Genomic DNA, 25,605 nt, shown 5'->3' with positions numbered 1-25,605 from the left:
GGGCCGGACGGTCAGCGCCGGCCGGATCCGCGGTGCTGGTCGTGGTCGTGCTTGCGCAGCGGATCGGGCTGGTCCGTGTGCCGGCCCCCTGCACCGTGGCCGCCGTGCATGCCGCGCATCATGAAGAACATCATCAGCGGGCAGGCTGCGACGAGGGCGAGCAGGGCCAGGGTGCTCACGGGCACGCCGAGCGCCAGTGCGCCCACGAAAGCAATGGCGAGGGCGACCGCGTACAGACCGTAATTCCGGTTGTTCTTCATGGCCGGTCCTCCATCTGGGGCGGGCGTCAGCATGCGGTGAACACGCCGGAGGAGCGCAGGGCGGTCAGGCGTCGCCGGCACTCCTCCTCGTCGAGCTCGCCACCGGCGCACCGGTTCTCTTGTTGCTTCCAGAGTCTTCCCGCCCTGGTCCGGGACACAGGGTCCACTGGTCCCGGACGGCAGGGCCGGTCAGACCCTGCCTGGTACGGGTAGCCGCGTCCGTACTTCTTGCGGATCTGCGGTCATGCCGTCCCGCCCAGCCGTACGGAGAGCTCGGCGAGCGCCTCCAGGCGGCGTTCCAGGCTGGGGTGGGTGGAGAACAGGTTGGCCATCGTGGTGCCGGTCCCGAGAGCGGGGGTGAAGAAGAACGCGTTGAACGCCTGGGCGGTGCGCAGGTCCCGGGTGGGAATGCGGGCGACGTCGCCGCTGACTTTGGTCAGTGCCGAGGCCAGGGCGGAGGGGCGTCCGGTGAGCATGGCTCCGGCACGGTCGGCCGCCAGCTCCCGGTAGCGGGACAGCGCCCGGATGAGCAGGAAGCTGATGACGTAGACCAGGGCGGAGACCGCCATGACAATGGCGAGCAGAGCGGCGGTGTTCTGGTCGCGGTTGCGTCCGCCGAACAGCTGGGCCACCCGGGGTTCGGGCATGTCGGCGGTGGCGCACAGCCTGTCGATGACGCCGTGCAGCTGGGGCTGTTCCTCGCGGGTGACCAGGCGGCCGTGCATGGCGTACAGCGCGATCCGGTCGGAGTACCAGTACTGGACACCGAGCAGTCCGGCGGCGATGACGACGACCAGGACGACGGACTTGAGCAGCACGATCAGCGCGGCGATGAACGCCACGTACACCAGCCCGAGCAGGAACATCGTGAGCACCATGCGAGTGGTCAGCTGCCGGTCGGGCGCAAAGCGGCTGCGCATCGTCGTCACCCCGGAATCAGGCCCTCGCCGGAGAGCAGGTCCCGCACCTCGTGGAGGCTGGTGTCCGCACCTGGCAGCACCAGGTCGGACGAAACGACCGTCTCGTCCGGAAGTGGCGTGCCGAGGCTGCGCACCACGTCCAGCAGGACCGACAGGGCGGTGGCGAACGCCGCTTCATCCCCCGCGTCGGCAGCCGACTGCAGCGGAACGTCCAGCTCGTTGAGCCGGTCGAGGTGCTCTTCGGCGATCTCGTACTGCCCCTCGCCGAGAATCCGCATGATCATGATGTCGCCTCCTGATCCGGCGGGCCCTGCGGGGTGTTCCGGCCCTCCACGGCCGGCGGGCTGGTGGGCGCCGGGAGCCGGGCCTTCATCCGGGCCAGTTCCTGGTCCACGTCCTGGCCCGCGGTCACGCGCTCGAGTTCGGCCTGGATGTCGTCGCGTCCGGCCGGGAGGGTGGCGTCCTCCAGCGCGCCGGAGGCGAGCAGTTCGTCCAGCGCGCCGGCGCGGGCCTGCAGTTCCTCGGTCCTGTCCTGGGCGCGCCGCATCGCCATGCCGACATCGCCCAGCTCCTCGCCGATGCCGGTGACGGCTTCGGCGATGCGGGTCTGGGCTTCGGCGGCGGTGTAGCGGGCCTTGATGGTCTCCTTGTGCGTACGGAAGGTCTCCACCTTCGCCTGCAGGCGCTGTGCGGCGAGGGTGAGCTTCTCCTCCTCCGCCTGCAGCGATGTCCGGTGGGTCCGGAGGTCCGTGAGCTGAGAGGTCACGGCGGTGCGCCGGGTCAGGGCTTCGCGGGCGAGGTCCTCGCGACCGGCGGCCAACGCCTGCTGAGCCTGCTCCTCCAGCTTGCCGCTGGACTGCTGGAGCTGGTTGATCTGCAAGTCGATACGCTTGCGGCTGGTGGCCACGTCCGCCACACCGCGCCGCACCTTCAGCAGCATTTCCTGCTGCTGGGCATAGGAGTAGTCCAGTACTTCGCGCGGGTCCTCGGCCTTGTCCAGAGCCTTGTTCGCCTTGATCCGGAACAGGGCGGCCATGCGGTGAGCGATGCTGGTCATAGCCCCCAGCTCCTCTCGACGGGGACGCCCGGGCCGCACACTCGGGCCGAGAACCATCCTCTCTCGACGGTGCCCACGAGGAGTAGGGACCAGTGGCCCGGCCTGGGGCCGATCGGGCCCTACGGTCGGGTTCAGGCTCTGCGTAAGTCGACGCGGTCCGCCGCGGCTTTCACACAGTTCTCGTCATACCGGTCATGCCGCCGCCTTCGGCCGGGGAACGATCATGAACCTGTCGCCGCGTGCGCTGTAGACGACCTGCACGTCCTCGCCCGCCGCGTTCCGGCCTGCGGCCTCCGCGTCCAGCCGCGGCAGCGACCGCGGATCGCCCGCAGGCAGCCACCGGGGCTCAATGCCTCGTTCCGGAGCGGAACGGCCCCTCGTACCCCTGCCGTCCTCGGGCAACCCAATGACTGCCGTGACCTCGTTCCCCTCCCGCGAAGAGTCCCTCGGGAGGTCCCTGCCGACCAATGGCTCCACCCTGGCAGTGGTCCAATGATTCATTGAGTCGTTCATGATGTGCCTCGCTGTCCTTGCCCTCCGCTGGGAACCCTGCCGGGGTGGGCCGTCGGCCTGCCCCGGCGATGGCTTGTGAACCTCATGATTCCTGCCCGAGTTGCACGACTCGCTGCAGTGGCCGCTACAGCGAGCAGGGCCCGAAGGCGCAGGTTTCCTCACCGCACGGGGCACGGTGCACGGTCCGTGGATCGGGGTCGGGCACCGACGGAGCTGTCTGCCCTGAAGAATTGGCCGGGTCGGTGTTGACGGTGCTGTCGGCGTTGTCGGCGTTGTCGGCGTTGTCGTTGGTGAGGGCGGCCAGTTGGGCGCGGACGGTGTCGGCGGCGGGAAGACGGAGGTCGGCGTAGAGGCTCAGGGCGTCTTCCCAGTGACGGCGGGCCGCGTGGAGATCGCCGTTCGTGTGGTGGGTAGCGGCGATGCCCTCGTGGGCGCGGGCCTGCTCGTACCGCTCGCCGATCTCCACAGCCTTGTCCAGCGCGTCGGTGTGCCAGGCGCGGGCCTCTGCCGCCTTGCCACTCGCCCGCAGGGCCTCGCCCAGGCCGTTGAGCGCCTCGACTTCACAAGCGCGGTATCCGGTCTGCCGGGAGAGGTCCAATGCCTGGCGGTGCTGTTCGATGGCCCGGTGGTAACAGCCCTGCTGGCTGTGGACCAGGCCCAGGTGGGACAGGGTGTACGCCTGGCCGTCCCGGTTCCCGGTCCATCGGAAGAGGTCAAGGGCTTGGCGGTGCCGGTCGATGGCCTGCTGGTAGCAGCCCTGCTGGCCGTAGACCAGACCCAAGTGGGTCAGCGCATATCCCTGACCGTCCCGGTCGTCGAGATACTCGAAGAGGTCCAGGGCTTGGCGGTGTTGGTCGGCCGCCCGCTCGCAGTGGCCCTGCCGCCAGTAGACCAGGCCCAAGCAGATGTGAGCGTATGCCTGGCCGTACCGATTGCCGGTCCGTCGGAGGAGGTCCGCTGCTCGGCGGTACCGGTCGACGGCTCGCTCGTAATGGCCCTGCCGCCAGTAGGCCAACCCCAGGTAGATCAGCGCGGATCCCTGGCCGTCCCGGTCGCCGGTCTCCCGGAAGAGGTCCAGGGCTTGACTCAGATGGCCGACGGCCCGTCGGAAGCAGCCCTGCCGCCAGTAGACGTAGCCCAGATAGGTCAGCACGTAGGCTTCGCCGTTGCGGTCGCCGCTGTGCCGGGCGGCGTGCTGGGCATGGGTATGGATGATCAGGCCGTCGGCATAGTGCCCACCGGTGTCCAGGTAGCGGAACAGTGTGGTGGCCAGGTCCACGGCGTGGCTGTCCCAGCCGCGGCCGGCAGCGCGGGCGCAGACGGCGGCCAAATTGGCACGTTCGGCGTCCAGCCAGGCCCGCGCCGCGTCCGGATCGCCGATCGGCGGGGCAGGGGAGGCGGGCGGGGAATGGACGGGCCGGGAGCGCTCGTCCACCCGGTGCGAGTGGAGGGTGGCTGTCGCGGTGGCGGCGGTGGCCAGGTAGTGATCGAACAGGCGGGTCAGCGCGGCGTGCCGGGCGGCAGGCGGGTCGGTGGTGGCGGCCAGTTCCGCGGCGTAGGCGCGCAGCAGTTCGTGCATGGTGTACCGGTGCGGGCCGGTGGGCTGGATGAGGTGGGCGCGGGCCAGCCGATCGAGCAGGAGGTGGGCCCGCTCGGGAGTGTTGCGGATGAGGGCAGCGGCGGCGTGGGTGTCGCAGTCGGGGCCGGGATGCAGGGCCAACAGACGGAAGGTTCGGGCGGCCTGGGCGGGCAGGCGCTGGTAGGACCAGGAGAACACGGCGCGCACGTCGGTGCTGGGGTCTTCGTCGGCCTGGAGGAGGTCCAGCTGCCGCTCCCGGTCGGCCAGCTCGGAGGCCAGCTCGGCGAGGCTGTGGTGGGGGTGGGCGGTGACGAGTTCGGCGGTGAGACGCAGCGCCAGGGGCAGCCGCCTGCACTGCTCTGCCAGTACGGCCGCGGCCTGCGGTTCGTTCTCCACCCGGGGGCCGATCAGTTGGTGCAGCAGGGCGCGGGCGTCCTCGGCGGGCAGCAGGTCGAGGTCAAGGCGGTGGGCGCCGTCCAGGGCCACCAGGCCGGGCAGGGCGTCGCGGCTGGTCACGATGGTCGGGCAGGTGGGAGTGCCGGGCAGCAGGGGCCTGACCTGCTCAGGGCCTGCGGCGTTGTCCAGGATGACCAGCATGCGGCGCCCGGCGAGTTCGCTGCGGTAACGGGCGGAACGGTCTGCCACGTCCAGGGGGATCTCCTGGCCCCGCAGCCCGAGGGCGGCGAGCAGACGGGCCAGCGCCTCCCCGGCGGTCATCGGTTGTTCGGGGTCGTAACCCCGCAGGTTGACGTACAACTGCCCATCGGGGAATGCCTGCCGTACACCGTGGGCCCAGTGCACCGTCAGGGCCGTCTTGCCCACGCCCGGGGTGCCCGAGACCAGACAGATGACCGATGCCGTCGAGGCCGGGTCCGGGGCCGTCAGCTTGTCCAGTTCCGCCAGTTGCTGCGCACGGCCGATGAAGCCGGCGATGTCGCCGGGCAGCAGACAGGGCACCCGCACCGGCCGGGACTCCTGAGGGGCGGGCGGCAACAGCGTGGGGTCGGCGGTGAGCACCGCCCGTTCCAGACACCGCAGTTCAGGACTTGGATCGATGCCCAGTTCCGCGGCCAGCACCGCTCGGGCGTTGCGGTAGGCCGCGAGCGCCTCGGCCTGGCGCCCCGACCGGTACAGGGCCACCATGAAATGTGCGCACAGCCGTTCCCGCAGGGGATGCTCGCGCACCAGCCCGGCCAGCTCGGCGACCACGGAAGTGTGCCGGCCCAGGGCCAGATCGGCCTCGATGCGCTCCTCCAGTACTCCCAGCCGGTAGTCCTCGAGCCGTTCCCGTTCGGCATCCAGCAACGGACTGGTCAGTCCTTCGCACAGCCGCCCCCGCCACAGACGAAGCGCACCATGGAACGCTTCAGCCGCCGCGGGCCAGTCCTCGGCGGCCCTGGCGGCCCGCCCACGCCGCACCAGTCCGGTGGCGGTCTCCAGGTCCAGGCTGCCCGCCGGTACGGACAGCACGTATCCGGCCTCGGTCCAGGCCAACAGCCGGGACGGGCCGCGAGCCCGCCTGTCGGGCTCCAGGGCCCGGCGCAGCCCGGCGGCGTGCCGCTGCACCAGATTCACCGCACGCCCCGGTGCCGACATTCCCCACACCGCGTCGATGAGCTTCTCCCGCGGCAGTGGCCGGTTCGCATGCAACAGCAGCACCGCAAGTACCACTCGCTGCTGTACTGGACCGACTTCCAGCTCCACCTCGTTCCGCCACACTCGCAACGGACCGAGCACCTCAAAACGCAATGCCCCGGGTGTCATGTGATCGCTCATGTCCGCCTCCCCCGCGCGGAGCAATCCCTCACAAGTTAATCTGCGCAGCGCCATGCGGACACCCACCGGCGTCGGATAACCTTCCGGCCTTTCCGGCAGCGGGCACTGTCCCGTCGCCAAGCCCACCGAGCGTGAGTACGGTGGGGGACGACAAAGGCCGCCTGGCGGGCGGGTGTTGTCACCGGTCCGCACCGGAGTTGCGCTGGTCGGCCAGGGACGGAATGCCCAGAGCTTGCACAAGGCCCTAGCACGCAGCGAGTGGGCTTGCGTCATACGGGCGTGGTTGCCGAAGGCGGCCGTCCAGAGGCCCCGATTCCACAGAGCGCCGCACGTCCCAGGGGGTCTCCGAGAGAAGAGAGGCGGTCGGGTCATGTCCCCGGGCTTCATCCCCTACACACCGGACGTCGAGATCGTCGAACCCCACTTCGACGAGAACGTGCAGACAGTGATCGCGAAGATGGAGCAGTACATCGCGGACTCGAAGACGGCCGAAGGCACCGGCCAAGCGCTCCGCGATGCGCACGCCAAAGGCTATGGCCTGGTCCGGGGCGAAGTGACGATCCTCGATGGGCTGCCGGAAGAGTACGCCCAGGGCATTTACGCGACCGCGGGCAGGCACGACGCGCTGGTGCGGTTTTCCAACGGTTCTCCCCGCACCGGGCCCGACACGCACTTGGGAGGCGCGATAGGGCTGGGACTGAAAATTTTCGACATCGATGGTCCCACGCTGCTGGACGACGAGCCCGACAGCCGGACGTTCGACTACAACTCCATCAACGCACCGGTGTTCTTCTGCAACACCGTTCAGCACTATCTGTTCATCCAGGAACTCTTCCTCGAGGCCAGGAACTACTTCGCCGAGGGGAAGCGCGGCCGCCGTCGTTTCTACCGGGACTACGTGACCGGCAAGGGGACCTTGGAACCCGACGAGTGGGCGTGGGAGGAGCTCCTGGCCTTCCTCACCGTCTCGCAGCAGCCCTTGATGAACGTGTTGCTGTCGACCTACACGACGATGGGAGCGGTCCGGCACGGCGACTACATCGCCAAAGTACGCATCGCCCCGGACCCCGCCTGCGCAGCCACTGTCGCGAAGCGCCGGCTCGCCCCCGCAACAGAGGTCTTCCGCCCCGCCCTGGTGGCTGAACTGCGCGAGCGCCCCCACGCCTTCGACATCCAGGTCCAGCTCTGCGCCGACCTCAACCTCATGCCGGTCGAGGACCTGACGGTCGAATGGCCCGAGCAGCTGTCCCCGTACGTCACGGTGGCCAAGCTCGGCTTCCCCCAACAGGACATCTCCGGTGAGGAGAACCTGAAGCGGATGGACGCCCTGTCCTTCACACCCTGGCGGGTGACCGCTGCCCACCGCCCGCTGGGCAGCATCATGCGGGCCCGCAAAGAGGTCTACCGCCGCTCCTCTCTCCTGCGCCACCGGCTCAACCACCAAGAACGACGCGAGCCGCGTACCGCTGACGAGGTAATGCCGCTGAATGCGGTCCTCTCTCCGCCCTCGAGACGCTGAAGACGGCCGTCCCCCAGCACTGGGCACTGACGGCATCGCAAGCCCGGTTCCACGGCACGGCAGGGCCCTGAACCCTGGACGACACGATCGTGGGCCTGCGCATCCCCCTGCCAACTGTCAACCGTCAACGAGCGTGGTTCACCGCACAAGGGAAGACTGCCCGGTACGTTCCCGAGAAGGGACCCGAGATGACCACGAACGCCGAAACGCCGAACCGTCCCGGCCTCAGCTATGGCCAGACCAACGAGTTCACGCTCTTCTTCAACGTCAAGCCCGGCCACGGGAAAACGATTCGCGAAATCTTCCAGCAGCCCGGGTTCGAGGAACGCCGCAAGGAGATCGGCAGGCGCATCGGCACACTGCACGACATGCGATGGGTCCTGTTCGACAACGACACGCGCCTGTTGTTCGCCACGAACTTCGACGGCGACTGGGACGCCTACATCGACGACTTCTCCTACCAGGTGCCCGACGTCTTCGACGCCATCCTGGAACACACCGAGGACTTCCCGGGCATCAAGGACCCCAACATCAAGGACTACATCGTCGCCCACCAGGCCACCGCCTGCTCGTATTTCCGCACCATCCCCGACGCCACGGTGAAGACCCTCCAGAAGGCACTGCATGTCCAACAGACTTTCCAGCAGTTGCTCGACGCAACAAGGTGAGTGCCGGCACCTCGCGGGTCCTCATGCCCCTCCGCACGCCGCCGGCAGGGATGCTCCCCTCCCCCGCGGGAGCGCATCCCTGCCGGACGGCCGACCGTTGACGCTCACCATTCAGTGAGCGATGCAGCGGAGACTCCATCGTGCGCTGCCGGGTCGCAGTACTCGCTGCAGTAGTCGTTGCAGTCCGGCCGCGGCGCGGTCGCTGAGGACCAACCCCGGCCACTCGATGCGACAAGCGAACCGGCTGCCTAGCAGCCTGGCGCGAACGGCTCCCAATACGTCTCGATCCGGTGGCCGTCCGGATCCAGGCACTTGAAGGACACCTGGCCGGGCTCGTCGAACCGTTCGATGATCTCAACGCCGTCGGCGGCCAGCTTGCCGAGCAGCGCCCGTACCTCCGCAGGCTCGGACAGCCGGAAGCCGAAGTGCAAGAACTCGGGCAGCGGGCCGACCTCGCCCGGTACCGCGTGCAGAGCGAGATCGAAGCCGGCAGCGTTGCGGATGATCACAGTGCCGTCCTCGTACCGCTGGGCACCGGCCGCATCGAACCCGAAGTACTCGCTGTAGAAGCGCTGGCTGCGTTGCGCGTCGCGCACCGGCAGGCCCAGATGGGTCAGTTGCATGGTCCCAGCGTCCAGCCGGGCCCACCGCCCCGCAAGGGCCTTCCCGCACACCCGCTGCGGGCGCGGCCACGACGGCCACGTTGCTGGTGAGCGTCTCGCATACGGGGCAGCCGGAGACGGTGAGGCGCAACGCGAGCTGCAACGACCACTGCAGCGAACGCTGCAACCCCAAGACGCACGATGAAGCTCGCGCACGCTCCCGGGCGACGGAGTCAATCCCCCGGCAGCGTGCGCCTCCACTCGGCAGCGAGCACGACGTGCTCAAAGAGTGGGGCAACAGTCACTCCCGAGGCCGGCCAGGGAGGGCCGACACGACGCTTCCCTGTGGGTTCAGAGCTCGGCCGGCCACCGTCCGCGCGCTGCTTGTCTGTCTGTCGCACTGTCGCACCGCGGCCATCGACACCGTCGATCCGATCGCCGGGACCATGCGCCGGGCCGCGGTGTTCCCGCTTCCTGCTTCCCTCACGTCATCAGCACACCCTTGAGTGCCTCTTTCGTGGCGGGTGCTCTGCGTGTTCTCGTAGCGGTGCGCTCTGTGGTGCGCGACCATACGGGCGCCGATACAGGGTCGGTCAGCTGCGCCGTGCGTGAGGAGTGATCTTCAACAACCGCCGGCCCCGCGTTGACTGCCGCGGGTCTGGTCAGGCATTTCCAGTCTGCGGGCGCCATGGCGCGTTACGAGTGCGCAGCGCGGTACTCGACAGCGGTACTCGACACCAGCAAGCAACCAACGTCAAGAAAAGCAGCCAGTAGGAAGAACAGCGAGACAGGAAGAAGGACGGACGTGTCCGGCAGCGAAAGCGAGAACCCAGCAATCCCCTCCCCGGCCCCCACGCCGGCTCGGCCCAGGACGAACCGGGACTGGTGGCCGAATCAGCTGGACCTTCAAGTTCTCCACCAGCACTCTCCCCGGTCCAATCCGATGGGCGAGGATTTCCACTACGCCGAAGAGTTCGCGACCCTCGACCTCGACGCGCTGAAGCGTGACGTCTTCGAGGTGATGACGACGTCGCAGGACTGGTGGCCCGCCGACTACGGTCACTACGGGCCGCTCTTCATCCGGATGAGCTGGCATGCGGCAGGGACGTACCGCATCGCCGACGGCCGCGGCGGTGGCGGCGCCGGTGCTCAGCGCTTCGCCCCCCTCAACAGCTGGCCGGACAACGCGAGCCTCGACAAGGCGCGCCGCTTGCTCTGGCCGGTCAAGCAAAAGTACGGCCGGAAGATCTCCTGGGCCGACCTTCTGGTCTTCGCCGGCAACTGCGCCATGGAATCCATGGGGTTCAAGACGTTCGGGTTCGGCTTCGGGCGAGAGGACATCTGGGAACCCGAGGAAATCTTCTGGGGGCCCGAGGACACCTGGCTCGGGGACGAGCGCTACAGCGGCGACAGGGAACTTGCCGGTCCTTTGGGCGCCGTGCAGATGGGACTGATCTACGTCAATCCGGAGGGCCCCAACGGCAACCCGGATCCGATGGCCGCTGCCAGGGACGTTCGCGAGACGTTCGGGCGCATGGCGATGAATGACGAGGAGACGGTCGCGCTCATCGTCGGCGGCCACACGTTCGGTAAGTGTCATGGTGCGGTCGATCCCTCGTACATCGGTCCGGAACCCGAGGCATGCCCCATCGAGCAGCAGGGCCTCGGCTGGAGGAACACGTCCGGCAGCGGCAAGGGCGCCGATGCGCTCACCAGTGGGCTCGAGGGCGCATGGACCTCCGAGCCGACGAAGTGGGACAACGGATACCTGGACAACCTGTACAAGTACGACTGGGAGCTGACGACCAGTCCCGCCGGTGCGCATCAGTGGACTCCCACGGATCCGTCGGCCAAGGACACCGTGCCGGATGCTCATGATCCGTCGAAGCGGCACGCTCCGATGATGCTGACGACGGACCTCGCGCTGAAGATGGATCCCATCTACGGGCCGATCACAAAGCGCTTCCACGAGAACCCGGACGAGCTCGCGGTGGCGTTCGCCAAGGCGTGGTACAAGCTGTTGCACCGCGACATGGGCCCCCTCTCGCGTTACCTCGGCCCCTGGATTCCCGAGCCCCAGCTGTGGCAGGACCCGGTCCCCAAGGTCGATCACGAACTGGTCGCGGACGAGGACATCGCCGCCCTCAAGGACAGGATCCTGGCCTCGGGGCTGTCCATCTCCCAGCTGGTCACCACCGCTTGGGCGTCGGCGGCAAGTTTCCGGGGCACCGACAAGCGTGGTGGGGCCAACGGGGCACGGATCCGGCTCGCGCCGCAGAAGGACTGGGAGGTCAACGACCTGCCCGAGGTGGCCGAGGTGGTGCAGGGCCTTGAGCGGCTCCGGGAGGACTTCAACGGCTCACAGACCGGCGGGAAGAAGGTTTCGCTCGCTGATCTGATCGTCCTGGGCGGGTGCGCGGCCGTCGAGCAGGCCGCGAAGAATGCCGGGCACGACATCACGGTCCCGTTCGCACCGGGGCGCACGGACGCCACGCAGGAGCAGACCGACGTGGAGTCGTTCGCCGTGCTCGAGCCCAGGGCGGACGGGTTCCGCAACTTCCTCCGGGCGGGAGAGAAGTTGTCGCCGGAGACTCTCCTGCTGGACCGCGCCAACCTGTTGGCACTGACCGCTCCCGAGATGACGGTCCTGATCGGCGGCATGCGGGCCCTGAACACCGGCTTCAAGGGTTCCTCGCACGGCGTCTTCACTCAGCGGCCGGAGACATTGACCAACGACTTCTTCGTCAACCTGCTCGACATGGGCACGGAGTGGAAGACGTCGGCCTCGACCGAGAACGTGTTCGAAGGTCGGGATCGTGCCACGGGCGAGGTCAAGTGGACCGCCACCGCCGTCGACCTCGTCTTCGGGTCGAACTCCCAGCTCCGAGCCCTCTCGGAGGTCTACGCGGCTCAGGACGCGGAAGAGAAGTTCGTGCGTGACTTCGTGGCGGCGTGGGACAAGGTGATGAACCTCGATCGGTTCGATCTCGCCTGAGTGCTCGATCTCGCCTGAGCCCGATGTCCCGGCCGGCCACTCATCGGCCGACCGGGACATTCCTGGGACCAGGTCGATCCTCGATCTTCCCTGACCGCACCCGGACGGGGGTCAGGCCCAGCCGCGTGCCTTCTGGGAGCGTCGCGTCAGCGAGTCGAGGACCACGGCCGCGAGCAGCACTCCACCGGTGATCATGAACTGGACGGCTGCCTGGATGCCCAGGAGGGCCATGCCGGAGGCGATCGACTGGATGACCAGGATGCCCAGCAGGGCGGACCAGGTCCTGCCCCGCCCGCCGTAGAGGCTGGTGCCGCCGATCACGGCCGCGGCGATGGCGTTCAGCAGCAGGTTGCCGGAGCCGGAGGTCTGGCTCGCCGAGGTGATCCGCGAGGCGAGGAAGAGACCGCCGATCGCGGCCATCGTCCCGGACACCATGAAGACCGAGATCCGCACCCACACCACGTTGATCCCGGCGCGGCGCGCCGCCTCGAGGCCGCCGCCGAGGGAGAAGACCTGCCGTCCGTACGGTGTCCGGCGCAGGACGAAGTCCAGGCAGATGATGGTCAGGAGGAAGATCAGAAGGGCGAGCGGCAGGCCCTGGAAATGGTTCAGCACAGCGGCCGCGGCGAATGCGATCACCGCGAGCAGCGCCGTGCGCACGGCGATCTCCCTGAGCTGCCGGGACGGTACTCCGGCGGCCTTACGGCGCCGCGCCTCCTGGTAGGAGGCCAGGAAGAACACGATCGAGCCGACCGCCGCCAGGCCGTATGCGGCCGCCGCATGGTGGAAGTAGTGACTGGTCAGCGTGGCAACCAGACCCTGGTCGTCGAGGTTGATGGTGCCGCTCGCGCCCAGGACGTAGAGCATCAGTCCGTTCCAGCCGAGCAGTCCCGCGAGGGTGACGACGAACGACGGCACACCCACCCTGGCGACGAAGAATCCATGGACCGCCCCGATGGCCGCTCCCGTGAGCACCGCGATGACGAGTGCCAGCCATTCGGGCATGCCGTTGCGCACGCTCAGCACGGCGAACACAGCCGCCGCGAGTCCGCTGACCGAACCGACCGCCAGATCGAGCTCCGCGATCAGCAGCACGAAGACGATGCCCACCGCGATCAGGCCCGTACCGACGATGTCCAAGCTGAGATTGGACAGATTGCGCGGCGAGAGAAAGGCGCCGTTGAGGCCCTGGAAGACGATCCAGATGACGAGGAGTCCCAAAACGACCGGGACGGCGCCCAGTTCGCCGGCGGTCAGCCGGTTCCTGACGTCCTCGATGAAGGTCCTGCAGCCCTGCGCGAGGGCGGCCGGGCGCGGCCCGCGAGCGGTGGGCTTCTCGCCGTCGGTGGGCTTCTCGCCGTCAGTGCCCGTGGGCGCACGCCGGTTCTTCGGTGTCCCTCTCACTGCCACAGCTCGTCCTCCTCCGCCTCGCTCTTCCGCTGGCTCACGGCATGCTCCGTGGTGCCGGTGATGGAGGAGATGATCTGTTCCTGGGATGTGGTCCGCACATCGAAGACGCCGTTGTTACGGCCCAGGCGCAACACCGTGACCTGGTCCGCGACGGCCTTGATGTCGCCCATGTTGTGGCTGATGAGCAGCACGCCGAGACCTCGGTCCCGCAGCCGCTCGATGATGTCGAGGACCTCGATGGTCTGCTTGACGGCCAGCGACGCCGTGGGTTCGTCGAGCAGGACGACGCTGGGGTCGCCGAGGAGCGAGCGGGCGATCGCGACGGTTTGCCGCTGGCCCCCGGACAGCGAGGCGACGGGGGCACGCAGGCTGGGCAGACGGATGGAGAGCGTGCCCAGCAACGTCCGCGTACGGCGTTCCATCTCCACCTCGTCGAGGACGCCGACCTTGCTGATCTCCCGGCCGAGGAAGACATTGGCGACGACGTCGAGGTTGTCGCACAGCGCAAGGTCCTGATAGACGGTCGCGATTCCCAGGTCCTGCGCTTGGTGCGGCCTCTTGATGTGCACTGCCCGGCCCTGCCACTCGATCACGCCCTCGTCGGCCGCTCCGACTCCCGCTATGACCTTGACGAGCGTCGACTTCCCGGCGCCGTTGTCGCCGACCAGGGCGACCACCTCGCCGGCACGGATGTCGAGATCGACGCGCGTGAGCGCCTGGACGGCGCCGAACCGCTTGGAGATTCCGCGCAACCTCAGCAGAGGAGCTGCCATCTGGTCCCTCTCCGTTCCTTACCGCGGTGAGTCCGGCCCGCTCAGCCAGTGGTCTCCGAGGCACCGCCACCCCCGTCGGTGGCCTCCTGCCGGGGTGGCAGAGCGATCTCACCCCACACCTGCTTGCCGCCGCTGACCGGTACCGAGCCCCAGGACTCGGTCATCGCCTCGACGAGGAGAAGGCCGCGGCCGCCGGTCGACTCCCAGCCGACCGCCACCGGTTTGGCCGGGGCCCGCGCGGACGTGTCGGTGACCGCCACCCGCAGGCGCTCCGCGGTGAGCGTCAGATCCAGGCGCACCTCTCCCTGGGTGTGCACGACGGCGTTGGTGACCAGTTCGGACACGACCAGCAGGACCACATCCAGTTCGTCCTCGGCCTTCCAGGAACGCAACGTGCGCGCGGTGAAGCGGCGTGCGTGCATGACCGCGTCGGGCAGCCGCCACACCGCCCAGCTCGCCCGGATCGGCCGGACCTCCATGCCGTCGTAGCGCAGGAGCAGCAGCGCCACGTCGTCCGTTCGCCGTTCGGCGCTGCCGAGCAGTTCGTCGGCCAGCCGGCCGGCGTGGGAGGGGTCGGCTGCCGAGAGGACGTCGCACACCCGGCGCATGCCGTCTGCCACGTCGAGGCGGGACGATTCCACGAGCCCGTCCGTCACCAGTGTGAGGACCGAGCCGGGAGCCAGACCGACCATGGCCATGGGGAACTCGGCGTCCGCCAGCACGCCCAGGGGAAGTCCGCCCTCGACCTCGATCTGCTCGCTTCTGCCGTCCGGATGGCGCACGACCGGCGGCAGATGCCCGGCCCGGACGCACCAGCCGTTGCCCTCCTCCATGTCCAGCTCGATATAGGTGCAGGTGGCGAAGAGGTCGGTCTCCATTCCGGCGAGGAGCCGGTTGGCGTGGGAGATCACCACGTCGGGCGGGTGGCCCTCCACTGCGTATGCCTTGATCGCCGTACGGATCTGGCCCATGATCGTCGCCGCTGCGGCGCTGTGTCCCTGTACATCCCCAATGACGAGCGCCACATGGCCCTCCCCCAGCGGGATGACGTCGTACCAGTCGCCCCCTACCTCCAGGCCGACCGTGGCCGGGAGATAGCGGGCTTCGGCCACACCGCCGACCAGCGCGGGGAGCGTCCGCGGCAGCAGACTGCGCTGGAGCATCGTGGCCAGCTCGTGTTCGGCGTCGAGGGCGTGGGCGCGTACCAGGGCCTTCCCGACCAGGCACGCGGCGGCGGTCAGCAGAGTGCGCTCCTCGGGGCCGAACGTGTGCGGCTCGTCCCAGCCGATCAGGCACACGCCCACCACCCGCCCATCGGCGGGCAGCGGCAGAATGGCCAGGCCGCCGGGTCCGATCTCCGCCAGGCCCGGCTCCACAGGGCTGCCCGCAGGCCGCAGGGTGACGTGCCCTTCGCGCAGCGCGGCCCGCAGCGTCGGGAGCGCCGCGACCGGGGCGTCGGACCACTCCGAACGCCCTTCGGACCGCCAGGCTTCCGGCCAGGCAGCGGAATCCGACGGGTCGAGGGTGCTGACCACCAGCCGGTCCGCCTCCAGCACGGCCAGCGCAAGCCTGTCGGCCCGCAGCGGATGCCGCAGGGCCGTCACCACCGCCCGGCTCACATCCCGGATGGTCGTGGTGCCCTCCAGGGTCGCCGACAGCCGGTGCACATCGGATGCCTCGTCCGCGCCGGGCCGCAGATAGGAGACCTCGGCGACCGCCCCCAGCACCCGCTTCGGTCCGCCGGCCGCGTCCACCGGCGCCCGGCAGCGCAGCCGCAGCCAGCGCAGCTCGCCGCCGGGCCGACGGACGCGGAACTCGAGCTCCCGGCCTCCGAAGACCATTTGGCCCGGTGCGGCCAGCGACATCAGTGCGGGGAGGTCGTCCGGGAGAGTGTGCGCGAGCAGGGTCTCCCACTGGCCGTCGAAGGTGTCGGGAGGGATGTCCAGGAGTTCCAGCGCCTGTGTGTCCGCGTCGATCCGCCCGGTACTCGGGACCAGGGTGAAGGAGCCGACACCGAGTCGGCCGAGGGCCGGGTCCGGTGCGAACCGCTGCGCCGCACGACCCGCTTCCGTACCGGCGGCGCCCGGCGCTTCGTTCGCCTCCAGTTGTACGGCGAGCTGGTCGGCGTACAGCTCCAGGAACTGCCGCCGTTCGGTGTCGAAGGCGTCCTCGGCGTCCTCCACGACGAGCAGACAGCCCAGCCGCCGGCCGCGCGCGCTCAGCGGCAGCACACCGAGCGAGACGTCCTCGGCCGACAGCATCCCCGGGCCGCCCTTCCGGTGGCCGGCGAGCTCCGCGGTGTCGCACCACACGGGCCGGCCCGCCCGGACGGCGTTGGCAAGCGGGAAGTCGCTGGTCAGCGGGAGACTGTGAGGCAGGCCGTGCAGGGCACCGGTGCTCCCGGCCGTCTCGATGAGCCGCAGTTCTTCGGCCACCTCGTCCACGACATGGACGGCCGCGGCCACGGCCCCGGCGAAGACCAGACCCCACTCGGACACGGACGGCAACGCCCCCGTGTGCCGGAACCCGGCCTCGCGCGCCACACCCTCGGTGGTCCCCTGTGGGTGTGGGCCACCGAGCCCCGGAGTGTTCTGCGCCGGCCGATTCGTCATCGCTTCACATCCTGGTGCTGCTGCGGCGTGCCGACACCTGGGCGCGTTCCCGCCATAGGCCAAACGTGCTCGTGGGGCCGGCAGGCCGCAGGCGGACAGGATGCCGCTGCCGTGGCGAGCGCGGAGTGGGACGACGTGCGCGTACGACCTGTGCCACGGAGGCCCGGAAGCGCCATCGGACGCATCGCTCGCCGCGGCGCCCGGCCACCGGCGCGGGCCTCAAGGGCAGCCCGGCACCCACCGTGCCGCCGGGCCGGCTGCCCGGCAGCGGAAGGGCACGCACAACATCAGGATGGCATGCCCCGTGGCGCGTCGCCTTGTCACGCAAATACCGGCAAAATACACATAGGCGGTCATGGCGATGAACGTCCGCCTCCGCGGCGCCGCCGATGCCGCTCCGAGCCAACGCCTGCCGACGCGGAAGGAGACCCGGCCAGTGACCTCGTGCCGATGCGGAGCCGCCCTCGTCACTGGCGCGGTGTGCCTGGCCCTCGGCCTCGGCGCCTGCGGGCAGGCGGGCGAGTCGAGCGGCAGCGGCCCCGGTAAGGGCGGACTGCGGATCGGTCTGCTCCTCGTGGAGAACCAGACCGCCCGTTACGAGCGGTTCGACCGACCCCTGATCGAGAAGAAGATCAAGGAGCTGTGCCCCACGTGCGTAGTGGAGTACGCCAACGCTCACGATGACGCGGCCATCCAGCGGCAGCAGCTGGACTCCATGCTCACCAAAGGGGTCGACGTCCTGATTCTCGACGCCGTCGACGTCCAGGGGATCCGCTCCTCGGTCACGGAGGCGAAGAAGGCGGGCGTTCCGGTCGTGGCCTACGACCGGGACGCCCAGGGCCCCATCTCGGCCTACGTCACCCATGACGTCGAGGCCATCGGCACTCTGCAGGGTGAGGCACTGCTCAAGGCCATGGCCGCCAAGCAGCGCGGTGGCCTGGTCGTCAGGCTGGAAGGTCCCTCGAAGTCGTCCAGACTGCGCAGCCCGTTCACCCAGGGCGCGAAGTCCGTCCTCGAGGGCAAGGTGAAGACCAGCAGGATGTACCGCGCCGCAGAATGGGACGCCGGCAGCGCGCAGATCGCGATGTCCGGCGCCATCGCCGCCGAAGGTGTCGATGACATCGACGGCGTCTGGACCGGAAACGACGTCCTCGCCGGTGGCGCCATCGCCGCCCTCAAGCAGGCTCACATCACGCCACTGCCGCCCGTCGTCGGCCAGGACGCCGAACTGGAGGCCGTACAGCGCATCGTCAGCGGCGAGCAGTACATGACCGTCTACAAGCCGTACAAACCCGAAGCGGACACGGCCGCCCGGATCGCCGTCGCCCTCGGCCGCGGCGAAAGGATCGACCACCTCACCAAGGACAAGGTCGACACGCCCACCACCGAAGACGTCCCGGCTGCGCTGCTGCCTTCGACCTCCATGACCAGGGCCAACATCAAGGACACGGTCGTCCAGGACGGCGTGTACACGATCAGCCAGATCTGCACCCCCAAGTACCGGGCCGCGTGCGACAGGGCCGGCCTCACCGGATGAGCCGGCCGGATGTCCCGGATCGGCCGACGCCGCCGAACGATGCGGGGAACGGCACAGCCGTCCCACGGACGCCGAGGGAGGTCCTTGCGGATGAAGATCCGGCTGCGGGTCACCGCCGTCGCCATGACGGCAGTCTCCCTGGCCTTCGGTCTTGCCGGCTGCGGAAAGACCGGGCAGCCCAGCGGTCCGAGCGGGCCCGCCACCGGCAAGGGCGGCATGAAGATCGGCCTGCTGCTCCCGGACAATCACACCCCTCGCTGGGAGACGTTCGACCGGCCGCTGATCGAGAAGAAGATCAAGGAGCTGTGCGGCAACTGCACGGTGGAGTACGCCAACGCCGAGGGTGACGTGGCCACGCAGCAGCACCAGGTGGACGCCGTGATCAGCAGGGGCGTCAACGTCCTGATCCTCAGCTCCGTCGACGCGACATCGTCCGCTTCCTCGGTCGAGGAGGCGAATGCCGCGCACATCCCCGTCGTCTCCTACGACCACCTTGCCCGGGGCCCGATCTCCGGCTACGTCTCCTTCGACGCCAGGCAGGTCGGCCGGCTCCAGGCACACGCACTCCTCGAAGCCATGGGCCACGAGGCGGCCAACGGCAGGCAGATCGTCATGATGAACGGCGACCCCTCCGACCCGAATACGATCCAGTTCAAGAAAGGCGCACTGTCCGTCCTCAAGGGCGCGGTGCGGATCGGCAAGGCGTATGACACCGTCGGGTGGCGGCCGGAGAATGCGAACGCCAATATGTCCGGCGCGATCGCCGCTCTGGGGGCGGACAGTATCGACGGCGTCTACGCCGCCAACGACGGCCTGGCCAGGGGCGTCATCTCCGCTCTCAAGGCCGCCAAGATCAAGCCGCTGCCTCCCGTCACAGGCCAGGACGCCGAACTGGCGGCCGTACAGCGCATCGTCAGCGGCGAGCAGTACATGACCGTCTACAAGCCCTTCCGGCCCGAGGCGGACGCCGCCGCCGAAATGGCCGTCGCCCTGGGCCGCGGCGAAAAACTCGACCGCATCGCCACGAGCAAGATCAGCGGCCCCTCGGGCGAGAACATTCCGGCTGTCCTGCTCACCCCGGTCTCCGCGACCCTCGCCGACATCAAGGACACGGTCGTCAAGGACGGAATGTACACAGTCGAACAGATCTGCACGGACAAGTACAAGGCCGCTTGCGACCGGGCCGGGCTCACGCACTGACCGAGCCGCATGGCCGTCACGCGGACCGGAAGACCCCGAAGGCCGCAGCCGGGCCGCAGCCGGGCCCATTGCATACCGGCAAGTAGCTTTCCACCGTCCGGACGGCAGCACCATGGGACCTTCACGACATTCACACCTGCTCTTCAATGTGCGCCGATAGTGTTGCTGACCGCCCGGTCCGGCGCATGAAGGCAAGGTCATCGCCGAGTCTCTTCCGGCGTCCGCACAGAAAGTTCGCAGATGGATTACTGCTCCTCGTGCCGTCGGCACCTCAACGGGGCCCTGATATGCCCGGGGTGCGGCGACTACGCGCCGGACATCGCCCCGTCCGCTCAGCGCTCCCGCGATTCGGCCGCCACAGCCGTGGCGGCAGCGGCGGCCTACGACGAGGAGTTCTCGCCCTGGGAGCCCCGCTCCGGCCGGATACGGCCGGAGACCGCGGCGGCCGCCGGCACCGTGTCCGCGCAAACGGCGAACGCATCGGACGCGGACCCCGCCGGGAACGAGGGGCAGGTCGCTGCCGCCGGGCAGGGTCGTGCGGCCCGGCGCCGGCAGCTGGCGCGCTGGAAGAAGAGCCGCCGCCGGGCAGCCGCCGTGACGGCGCTCGCACTCGTGGGCGGCGGTCTGGCCCTCGGCGCGATGTCGAACGGATCGACCAAGCCGCACTCGGACGCCGCCGCATCGTCGGACACCCACCGGGACACCACCAAGCCGAACGCCCTCGAATCCGCTCCGGCGGAGCCCGGCGAGCACACTTCGCGGCATCGCGAGCCGCGGCGCCCGGCCGGGGCCGGCAGCCCGCGGGAGAAGACCGCGGACGCCACGCCCTCCACTGCCGCCACGAGCGCACCGCGCCACACCCCGGCCGCCACGCCGTCGAGTCCGGCGCCGCGCACCTCGGCCCCGGCGCCCCGGCAGACGCCCGCCACCTCCTCCGGCACGGACGCCGGCTCCCAGGACACCACGGCCCCGCGGACCACCACCCCGACGGCCACCCCCACGACCAGCGCCGCGCCGACGGACCGCTCCGGCGACGCATCGGCCACTAGCCCGGACAACGGCGGCACGACGGATACGGGTACCGGTACGAGCACCGGCGACACGGGTACCACGGACCCCACCCCCACGCCCACGGCGCCGTCCCCGCTCAAGGTGTGCCTGATCGGCGTGTGCATCGGCTGACCCTCGTCGCCCCGAAGGAGCCGTCGCGACCCGGCCGGACGGACCGGCCGGTGTTCGCGGAACTTCCGGGTTCATGAGGACCAATACCTCATGGGAGGCAGGCCGCTGATGCCACGCCGGACCACACCGGTCCGCCCGGCGGCCGCCTGCCAATTGCGCAGCGCTCGCGAACTCCCTCAAGGCAACCGGGAGTTCCGACACTCCGGAAGAGGCAAAACGGCCTGGTGCGGCATTCCGACGAGGCCCGGCGGCGGCGCTCCGCCCGCCGGCGTCGAAAGCCTCGATGGCCTCGGCGCTTACCACGTGCCCCGAACACGCGTCAGGGGCCATCCGAAGATAGCCCCTGAGCTGCGGAAATATCCGACATCGCTGTCGGGACGACAGGATTTGAACCTGCGACCCCTTGACCCCCAGTCAAGTGCGCTACCAAGCTGCGCCACGTCCCGGTGCCGGGCCGGCTCGGGGGATTCCCGGGCGGCCGTGCACGAGAACAATACCCCATGTCAGAGGGTGCGTGCTGCGGGATGGTGGGAGTGGTGGGTGAGGTGAGAGAGATGAGTGAGGTGAGTGGGATGGCCAGGGCTGGGTGAGTAGCGCTACTCATGTTGCGCGGGTCGCCGGGCGGCACGCTGCTTCTCATGAGCACACCATCCATTCAGCGCCCGACGACGACTGCCCTCTTACGCGCCGCACGGATGATGCCCATCGGTCCTGGGCGTCGCGCGGACGATGCTCACCGCCCCTGACCCCACGGCAGCCTTGACCTCAAGTTTGGTTGAGGTTGCAAGGTGGGCGGCATGACGGATGTGATGAGTGATCTTGCGAGGGAGCGGGACGGGTACGTGCCGCTCCCCTACGACCGGCTGGGGTACCTCATGGGCCTGATGACCGGGGACGAGAAGCACGGGCCCGCGGCGACCTCCACGCTCGACGCGCTGTGGGTGCTGTACGACCGGGTGCTGCGGGTCTCGCCGGACAGCGCCGAAGCCCCGGACCGGGACCGGTTCCTGTTGTCCAAGGGGCACGGGCCGATGGCGTACTACGCGGTGCTCGCCGCGAAGGGGTTCTTTCCGGTGGAGTGGCTGCCGGGGTTCGGTTCGTACGAGTCGCCGCTCGGGCACCACCCGGACCGGCGGCTCGTACCGGGCGTGGAGATCGGCAGCGGGTCGCTCGGGCACGGGCTGCCGCTCGCGGTGGGTACCGCGCTCGGGCTGCGGGCGCAGGGGCTGACCGGGCCCGCGGTATGGGTGCTGATCGGCGACGCCGAGCTGGATGAGGGGAGCAACCACGAGGCGATCGCTTATGCGGGGCCCGCGGGGTTGGACAGGTTGCATGTGGTCGTGCTGGACAACGGGTCAGCGTCGTATCCGAGGGACGGGGGCATCGCCGCGCGGTTCGAGGCTGCGGGGTGGTCCACGCGCACGGTCGACGGGCGGGACCACGACGCGCTGTACGCGGCGTACACCGCGCCGCATCCGGGACGGCCGCACGCCGTCGTCGCCCGTGTCGAGCCGAAGGAGGCATGAGCCGTGGACACCATGACGGACATGGAGACCATGCGGGAACGCTTCGCCACGGTGACCTCGCTGCTGCTGGACGAGGATCCGCGGCTGGCCGTCGTGCTCGCCGAGATCGGCGTGGACGGCTTCCGGGCGGCGATGGACCGGCACCCGGACCGCGTGCTGAACGTCGGTATCCGGGAGCAGTTGCTCGTCGGCGTGGGCGGCGGGCTGGCGCTGACCGGGCTGCGGCCGATCGTGCACACCTTCGCCAGCTTCCTGGTCGAGCGTCCCTTCGAGCAGGTGAAGCTGGACTTCGGGCATCAGGGCGTGGGTGGCGTGCTGGTCAGCGCCGGTGGGTCGTACGACTGGCCTGCCGGGGGCTTCACCCATATGGCGCCCGGTGATGTGGCGCTGATGGACACGCTGGACGGGTGGACCGTGCATGTGCCGGGGCATCCGGACGAGGCGGAGGCGCTGCTGCGGCACGCCGCGGCGGCCGGCGACGACAAGGTGTACGTACGGCTCTCCCTGCAGACCAACGAGGCGGCTCGGGCGGTGGACGGCCGGCGCTTCCTGACGGTGCGTGAGGGGCGTGCAGGGACCGTCGTCGCGGTCGGACCGATGCTGGACAGTGTGCTGGCGGCGGTCGAGGGGCTGGACGTCACGGTGCTGTACGCCACGACCGTGCGGCCCTTCGACGGCGCGGCGCTGCGAGCGGCGGCAGGGGCGGCGGACGCCGCCGACGTCGTACTGGTCGAGCCGTATCTGGCGGGCACGTCGGCGGCGGCCGCGGGCGAGGCACTGCAGGACACCCCGCACCGCGTGCTGGGCCTCGGCGTAGGGCGCCAGGAGCTGCGCCGCTACGGGGACATGGCGGCCCACTTGGCCGCACACGGGCTGGACGCGGCGTCGCTGCGGGGGCGGATCGCGGGGTTCCTCGGTGTCTGAGCCGAGGCGGCTCACACGTGCTTCTCCAGCCACCCCAGCAGGTCCTGCTGCACCTCCTCCCGGTTCGTCTCGTTGAGGATCTCGTGGCGGGCGTTCGGGTACGCCTTCCAGCTCAGGTCCTCGGTGCCCAGGTAGCGGAAGTCCTCCAGGAGTTCGTAGACCAGCGTCATCCGCTGGTTGCAGGGGTCCTGGTCGCCGACGGCGAGGTGGACCGGGAGGTCGCGGGGTGTGCGGGCCAGGTTGGCCGGGTCGTTGACCTTGCGGGCCGCACGTACCCAGTCCAGTGCGAGGCCGGCGCAGAAGGGGAAGCCGCACTCCTCGTCGGCCACGTAGGCATCGACTTCGGCCTCGTCACGGGAGAGCCATTCGAAGCCGGTGCGGTGCGGATAAGGATCGTTGAACGAGCTGAAGAGGCGCGGGATGAAGTCGGAGAGCGCGGTGCGGCCGCGCTCCGCCGCCTCGGCTTCCAGCGCGGCGATCGAGCCCTCGATCTCGGCGCCGGGCAGTGTGCGGAAGGTGCCCGAGAGGATCAGCCCGGCCAGCCCGTCGGCGTACTCCTGGGCGTAGTCGCGGGCGAGCATCGAGCCCATGCTGTGGCCGAGCAGCACGAAGGGCACGCCGGGGTGCAGTCCGCGCGCCGTGTCGCCGATGGCCTTGAGGTCGTCGACGATGCGGCGCCAGGCGTCCTCGCCGACGACGCCGCGGCCGCCGGTGGACGCGGCGGTGGCGCCGTGCCCGCGGTGGTCGGAGGCGAGGACGCCGTATCCGTGTGCGGTCAGGAAGCGGGCGAAGCGGTCGTAGCGGCGGGCGTGTTCGGCGGCGCCGTGCGCGATCTGTACGAGGGCGCGCGGGCGGCCGCTCTCGGGGAGCCAGGTGTAGGTGGCCACTCGGGTGCCGTCGGGCGCCTCGTGGAAGTCCTGCTGCATGGGCGTCTTCTCCTGACTGCTGACGCGGGTGGGCGGACCAGGACACCTTCTCCTCCGGCGGCCGGGTGCGCCAAGAGGCGGTGTGCGCGGTGTTGACCTGTCCGGTCCGGTGCATGAAAGATCAGCGGGTTCCTGACCGGTTGTGCACCACACGTATCCCCTGTCGTAGGAGGACCGTTGGACACCACGGACAGTTCCCCGGGCGCCACCGCCGCTCCCTCCCCCTTCTCCCGCCGCCGCTTCCTCCAGGGCACCGCGACGGCCGCGGCCGCCGTGGGGCTGGTGGGCGTGCCCGTGCCGGCCGCCGCCCGCGCCGCCGACACCCTCTCCTTCACCGCCGCCACCAATGGCGCCGCCACCCTCGCCCCCGATGGCAAGAGGCTGATCGCGGAGATCCAGAACGTACTGTGGTCCGTGCCGCGCTCGGGCGGTACGGCGACGGCGCTCACCCCGCCCCTCCTGGAGCCGACCCGCCCGGTCTTCTCCCCCGACGGCTCGCGGCTGGCGGTCTGCGGGTACCAGGGCGGCGGCTTCCATATCTGGACGCTGGCCCCGGACGGCTCGGCGCTGCGCCAGGTCACCGATGGGCCGTGGGACGACCGGGGGCCCGCGTGGTCACCGGACGGCACCCGGATCGCGTTCGCCTCGGAGCGCGGCGGCGACCCGGTGGCGGGCAGTCCGTACCGGATCTGGGTGCTGGAGCTCGCGAGCGGGAAGCTGACGCGGGTCACGGGGGTGCCGGACCAGGACGGCCCGCATCAGGGCGGCGCGTGGGAGGACTTCGACCCGGTGTGGGCGCCGGACGGTGCGCGCATCTGGTTCGTGCGGGGGCGGATGGCGGGGGCCGTACTGGAGTCCCGTACGGTCGCCTCGGTGCCGGCCGACGGCCGCGGGCCGGTGACCATCGAGCACACCGAGACGGCCGCCGCGCAGGTCATGGTGCCCGCGCTGTCGCCCGCCGGGCGGCTCGCCTACGTGCGGACCACGCCGGCCCCGGGACCCACCTGCACGCTGGTCGTGGACGGCGCCGCGGTGCCGGTCGACGGCGATGTGATGCCCGTACCGCCGCGCTGGATCTCGCGCGAGGAGCTGCTGCTGACCGTGGGCGGGCGGTTCACCGTCGTACGGCCGGAGCGGCCGGACACCGCGGAGTCCATACCGTTCACCGCGGCGATGCGGGTGGAGCGGCCGCGGTACCGGGTCAAGGACTACGGCTTCGAACGGGACGGCGCGCGTCCGGTGCGCGGTGTGCACCTGCCCGCGCTCTCCCCCGACGGCCGCCGCTTCGCCTTCGCCGCGCTCAACGGGCTGTGGGTGGCGCCCACTTCGGGTGGCGCGCCGCGCCGCATCGTGAAGACGGGCCCGACGCGTTACCTTCTGGCGCCGTCCTGGACGCGGGACGGCCGGGCACTGGTGTACGCGGACGACCGGGACGGGCTGTTCGCCGTGCGCCGCCGGGATGTGTCGACGGGCGAGGAGAGCGTGCTCGCGGAGGGCGGCCGGGTGCATCCGGCGCTCTCCCCCGACGGGCGGCGGCTGGCCGCGCTGGACATGTCGGGCAACCTCCTGGTGCGGGACCTCGGCGCCGGTACGGAGCGGAAGCTGGCGGCGCCGCTCGGGGCGGGC

General features: G+C 69.9%; 19 protein-coding genes and 1 tRNA gene. 9 read left to right on the top strand and 11 right to left on the bottom strand.

Annotated elements, in window-relative coordinates; all coding sequences use genetic code 11:
- Window positions 1–11 precede the first annotated feature (11 nt).
- The 5 genes from CCS38_RS23340 to CCS38_RS35375 all read right to left on the bottom strand — a co-directional run bounded on the left by CCS38_RS23340 (window position 12) and on the right by CCS38_RS35375 (window position 6,105).
- Complete coding sequence (locus CCS38_RS23340) at window positions 12–260, bottom strand: DUF2933 domain-containing protein (protein WP_223735268.1); 249 nt, start codon at window positions 258–260, stop codon at window positions 12–14.
- Between the two features lie 242 nt (window positions 261–502).
- Window positions 503–1,180: a M48 family metalloprotease gene (locus CCS38_RS23335; protein WP_223735267.1), complete on the bottom strand. Its 678-nt coding sequence runs from the start codon at window positions 1,178–1,180 to the stop codon at window positions 503–505.
- Window positions 1,181–1,185: 5 nt separating this feature from the next.
- A complete protein-coding gene (gene pspAA, locus CCS38_RS23330) occupies window positions 1,186–1,464 on the bottom strand; it encodes a PspA-associated protein PspAA (RefSeq protein ID WP_223735266.1) in 279 nt (92 codons plus the stop codon).
- Complete coding sequence (locus CCS38_RS23325) at window positions 1,461–2,237, bottom strand: PspA/IM30 family protein (protein WP_223735265.1); 777 nt, start codon at window positions 2,235–2,237, stop codon at window positions 1,461–1,463. The genes pspAA and CCS38_RS23325 overlap by 4 nt, the downstream gene beginning before the upstream one ends.
- 637 nt (window positions 2,238–2,874) lie before the next feature.
- A complete protein-coding gene (locus tag CCS38_RS35375) occupies window positions 2,875–6,105 on the bottom strand; it encodes an AfsR/SARP family transcriptional regulator (protein ID WP_263302477.1) in 3,231 nt (1,076 codons plus the stop codon).
- Window positions 6,106–6,475: 370 nt separating this feature from the next.
- Between CCS38_RS35375 and CCS38_RS23310 the strand changes: the two genes are divergently transcribed.
- Window positions 6,476–7,624 carry a catalase family protein gene (locus CCS38_RS23310; RefSeq protein WP_223735264.1) on the top strand — a complete coding sequence of 383 codons (1,149 nt, stop codon included), beginning with the start codon at window positions 6,476–6,478 and terminating at the stop codon, window positions 7,622–7,624.
- Between the two features lie 188 nt (window positions 7,625–7,812).
- Entirely contained in the window at window positions 7,813–8,292 is a 480-nt protein-coding gene (locus CCS38_RS23305; protein WP_223735263.1) for a hypothetical protein, read from the top strand.
- 248 nt (window positions 8,293–8,540) lie between these two features.
- Here CCS38_RS23305 and CCS38_RS23300 read toward each other — a convergent pair whose 3' ends face one another.
- Window positions 8,541–8,915: a VOC family protein gene (locus CCS38_RS23300; protein WP_223735262.1), complete on the bottom strand. Its 375-nt coding sequence runs from the start codon at window positions 8,913–8,915 to the stop codon at window positions 8,541–8,543.
- 784 nt (window positions 8,916–9,699) lie between these two features.
- Between CCS38_RS23300 and katG the strand changes: the two genes are divergently transcribed.
- Window positions 9,700–11,889, top strand: coding sequence for a catalase/peroxidase HPI (katG, locus tag CCS38_RS23295; RefSeq protein WP_223735289.1), 2,190 nt, complete (start codon window positions 9,700–9,702; stop codon window positions 11,887–11,889).
- A 111-nt stretch (window positions 11,890–12,000) separates the two neighbouring features.
- Here the strand turns inward: katG and CCS38_RS23290 are convergent, their stop codons facing one another.
- The 3 genes from CCS38_RS23290 to CCS38_RS23280 are packed head-to-tail and all read right to left on the bottom strand — an operon-like array spanning window position 12,001 to window position 16,684.
- The gene (locus CCS38_RS23290; protein ID WP_372457136.1) at window positions 12,001–13,293 is read right to left on the bottom strand and encodes a sugar ABC transporter permease; all 1,293 of its coding nucleotides are present in this window, start codon (window positions 13,291–13,293) and stop codon (window positions 12,001–12,003) included.
- Complete coding sequence (locus tag CCS38_RS23285; RefSeq protein WP_223735261.1) at window positions 13,290–14,072, bottom strand: ATP-binding cassette domain-containing protein; 783 nt, start codon at window positions 14,070–14,072, stop codon at window positions 13,290–13,292. Before CCS38_RS23285 ends, CCS38_RS23290 begins: the two co-directional genes overlap by 4 nt.
- A 41-nt stretch (window positions 14,073–14,113) precedes the next feature.
- Window positions 14,114–16,684, bottom strand: a complete 2,571-nt coding sequence (locus tag CCS38_RS23280) for a SpoIIE family protein phosphatase (protein WP_372457134.1) — start codon at window positions 16,682–16,684, stop codon at window positions 14,114–14,116.
- 436 nt (window positions 16,685–17,120) lie between these two features.
- Here CCS38_RS23280 and CCS38_RS23275 point away from each other — a divergent pair, with 436 nt between their 5' ends.
- The 3 genes from CCS38_RS23275 to CCS38_RS23265 all read left to right on the top strand — a co-directional run bounded on the left by CCS38_RS23275 (window position 17,121) and on the right by CCS38_RS23265 (window position 20,603).
- On the top strand, window positions 17,121–18,221 hold the full coding sequence (locus CCS38_RS23275; RefSeq protein WP_223735259.1) for a substrate-binding domain-containing protein: 1,101 nt from the start codon (window positions 17,121–17,123) through the stop codon (window positions 18,219–18,221).
- A gap of 90 nt (window positions 18,222–18,311) precedes the next feature.
- On the top strand, window positions 18,312–19,421 hold the full coding sequence (locus tag CCS38_RS23270; RefSeq protein ID WP_223735258.1) for a substrate-binding domain-containing protein: 1,110 nt from the start codon (window positions 18,312–18,314) through the stop codon (window positions 19,419–19,421).
- Between the two features lie 240 nt (window positions 19,422–19,661).
- Window positions 19,662–20,603, top strand: a complete 942-nt coding sequence (locus tag CCS38_RS23265) for an SCO2400 family protein (RefSeq protein WP_223735257.1) — start codon at window positions 19,662–19,664, stop codon at window positions 20,601–20,603.
- A 372-nt stretch (window positions 20,604–20,975) separates the two neighbouring features.
- On the opposite strand, the gene CCS38_RS23260 is transcribed toward CCS38_RS23265, so the two are convergent.
- Window positions 20,976–21,049 (bottom strand) — tRNA-Pro (locus CCS38_RS23260).
- Window positions 21,050–21,412: 363 nt separating this feature from the next.
- Here CCS38_RS23260 and CCS38_RS23255 point away from each other — a divergent pair.
- Both CCS38_RS23255 and CCS38_RS23250 read left to right on the top strand, forming a co-directional pair.
- Window positions 21,413–22,129: a thiamine pyrophosphate-binding protein gene (locus tag CCS38_RS23255; RefSeq protein ID WP_372457135.1), complete on the top strand. Its 717-nt coding sequence runs from the start codon at window positions 21,413–21,415 to the stop codon at window positions 22,127–22,129.
- Window positions 22,130–22,150: 21 nt separating this feature from the next.
- A complete protein-coding gene (locus tag CCS38_RS23250; protein WP_223735286.1) occupies window positions 22,151–23,053 on the top strand; it encodes a transketolase family protein in 903 nt (300 codons plus the stop codon).
- 11 nt (window positions 23,054–23,064) lie between these two features.
- On the opposite strand, the gene CCS38_RS23245 is transcribed toward CCS38_RS23250, so the two are convergent.
- A complete protein-coding gene (locus CCS38_RS23245; protein WP_223735256.1) occupies window positions 23,065–23,979 on the bottom strand; it encodes an alpha/beta fold hydrolase in 915 nt (304 codons plus the stop codon).
- Between the two features lie 177 nt (window positions 23,980–24,156).
- Between CCS38_RS23245 and CCS38_RS23240 the strand changes: the two genes are divergently transcribed.
- Window positions 24,157–25,605: twin-arginine translocation signal domain-containing protein (locus CCS38_RS23240; RefSeq protein ID WP_223735255.1), on the top strand; the 1,449-nt coding region annotated here is incomplete at its 3' end.

It is taken from the genome of Streptomyces purpurogeneiscleroticus (genome assembly GCF_020024005.1).
Taxonomy (GTDB): domain Bacteria; phylum Actinomycetota; class Actinomycetes; order Streptomycetales; family Streptomycetaceae; genus Streptomyces; species Streptomyces purpurogeneiscleroticus.
The sequence above is the reverse complement of the archived record's forward strand: the minus strand, read 5'-3'. Positions and strand labels throughout refer to the sequence as shown.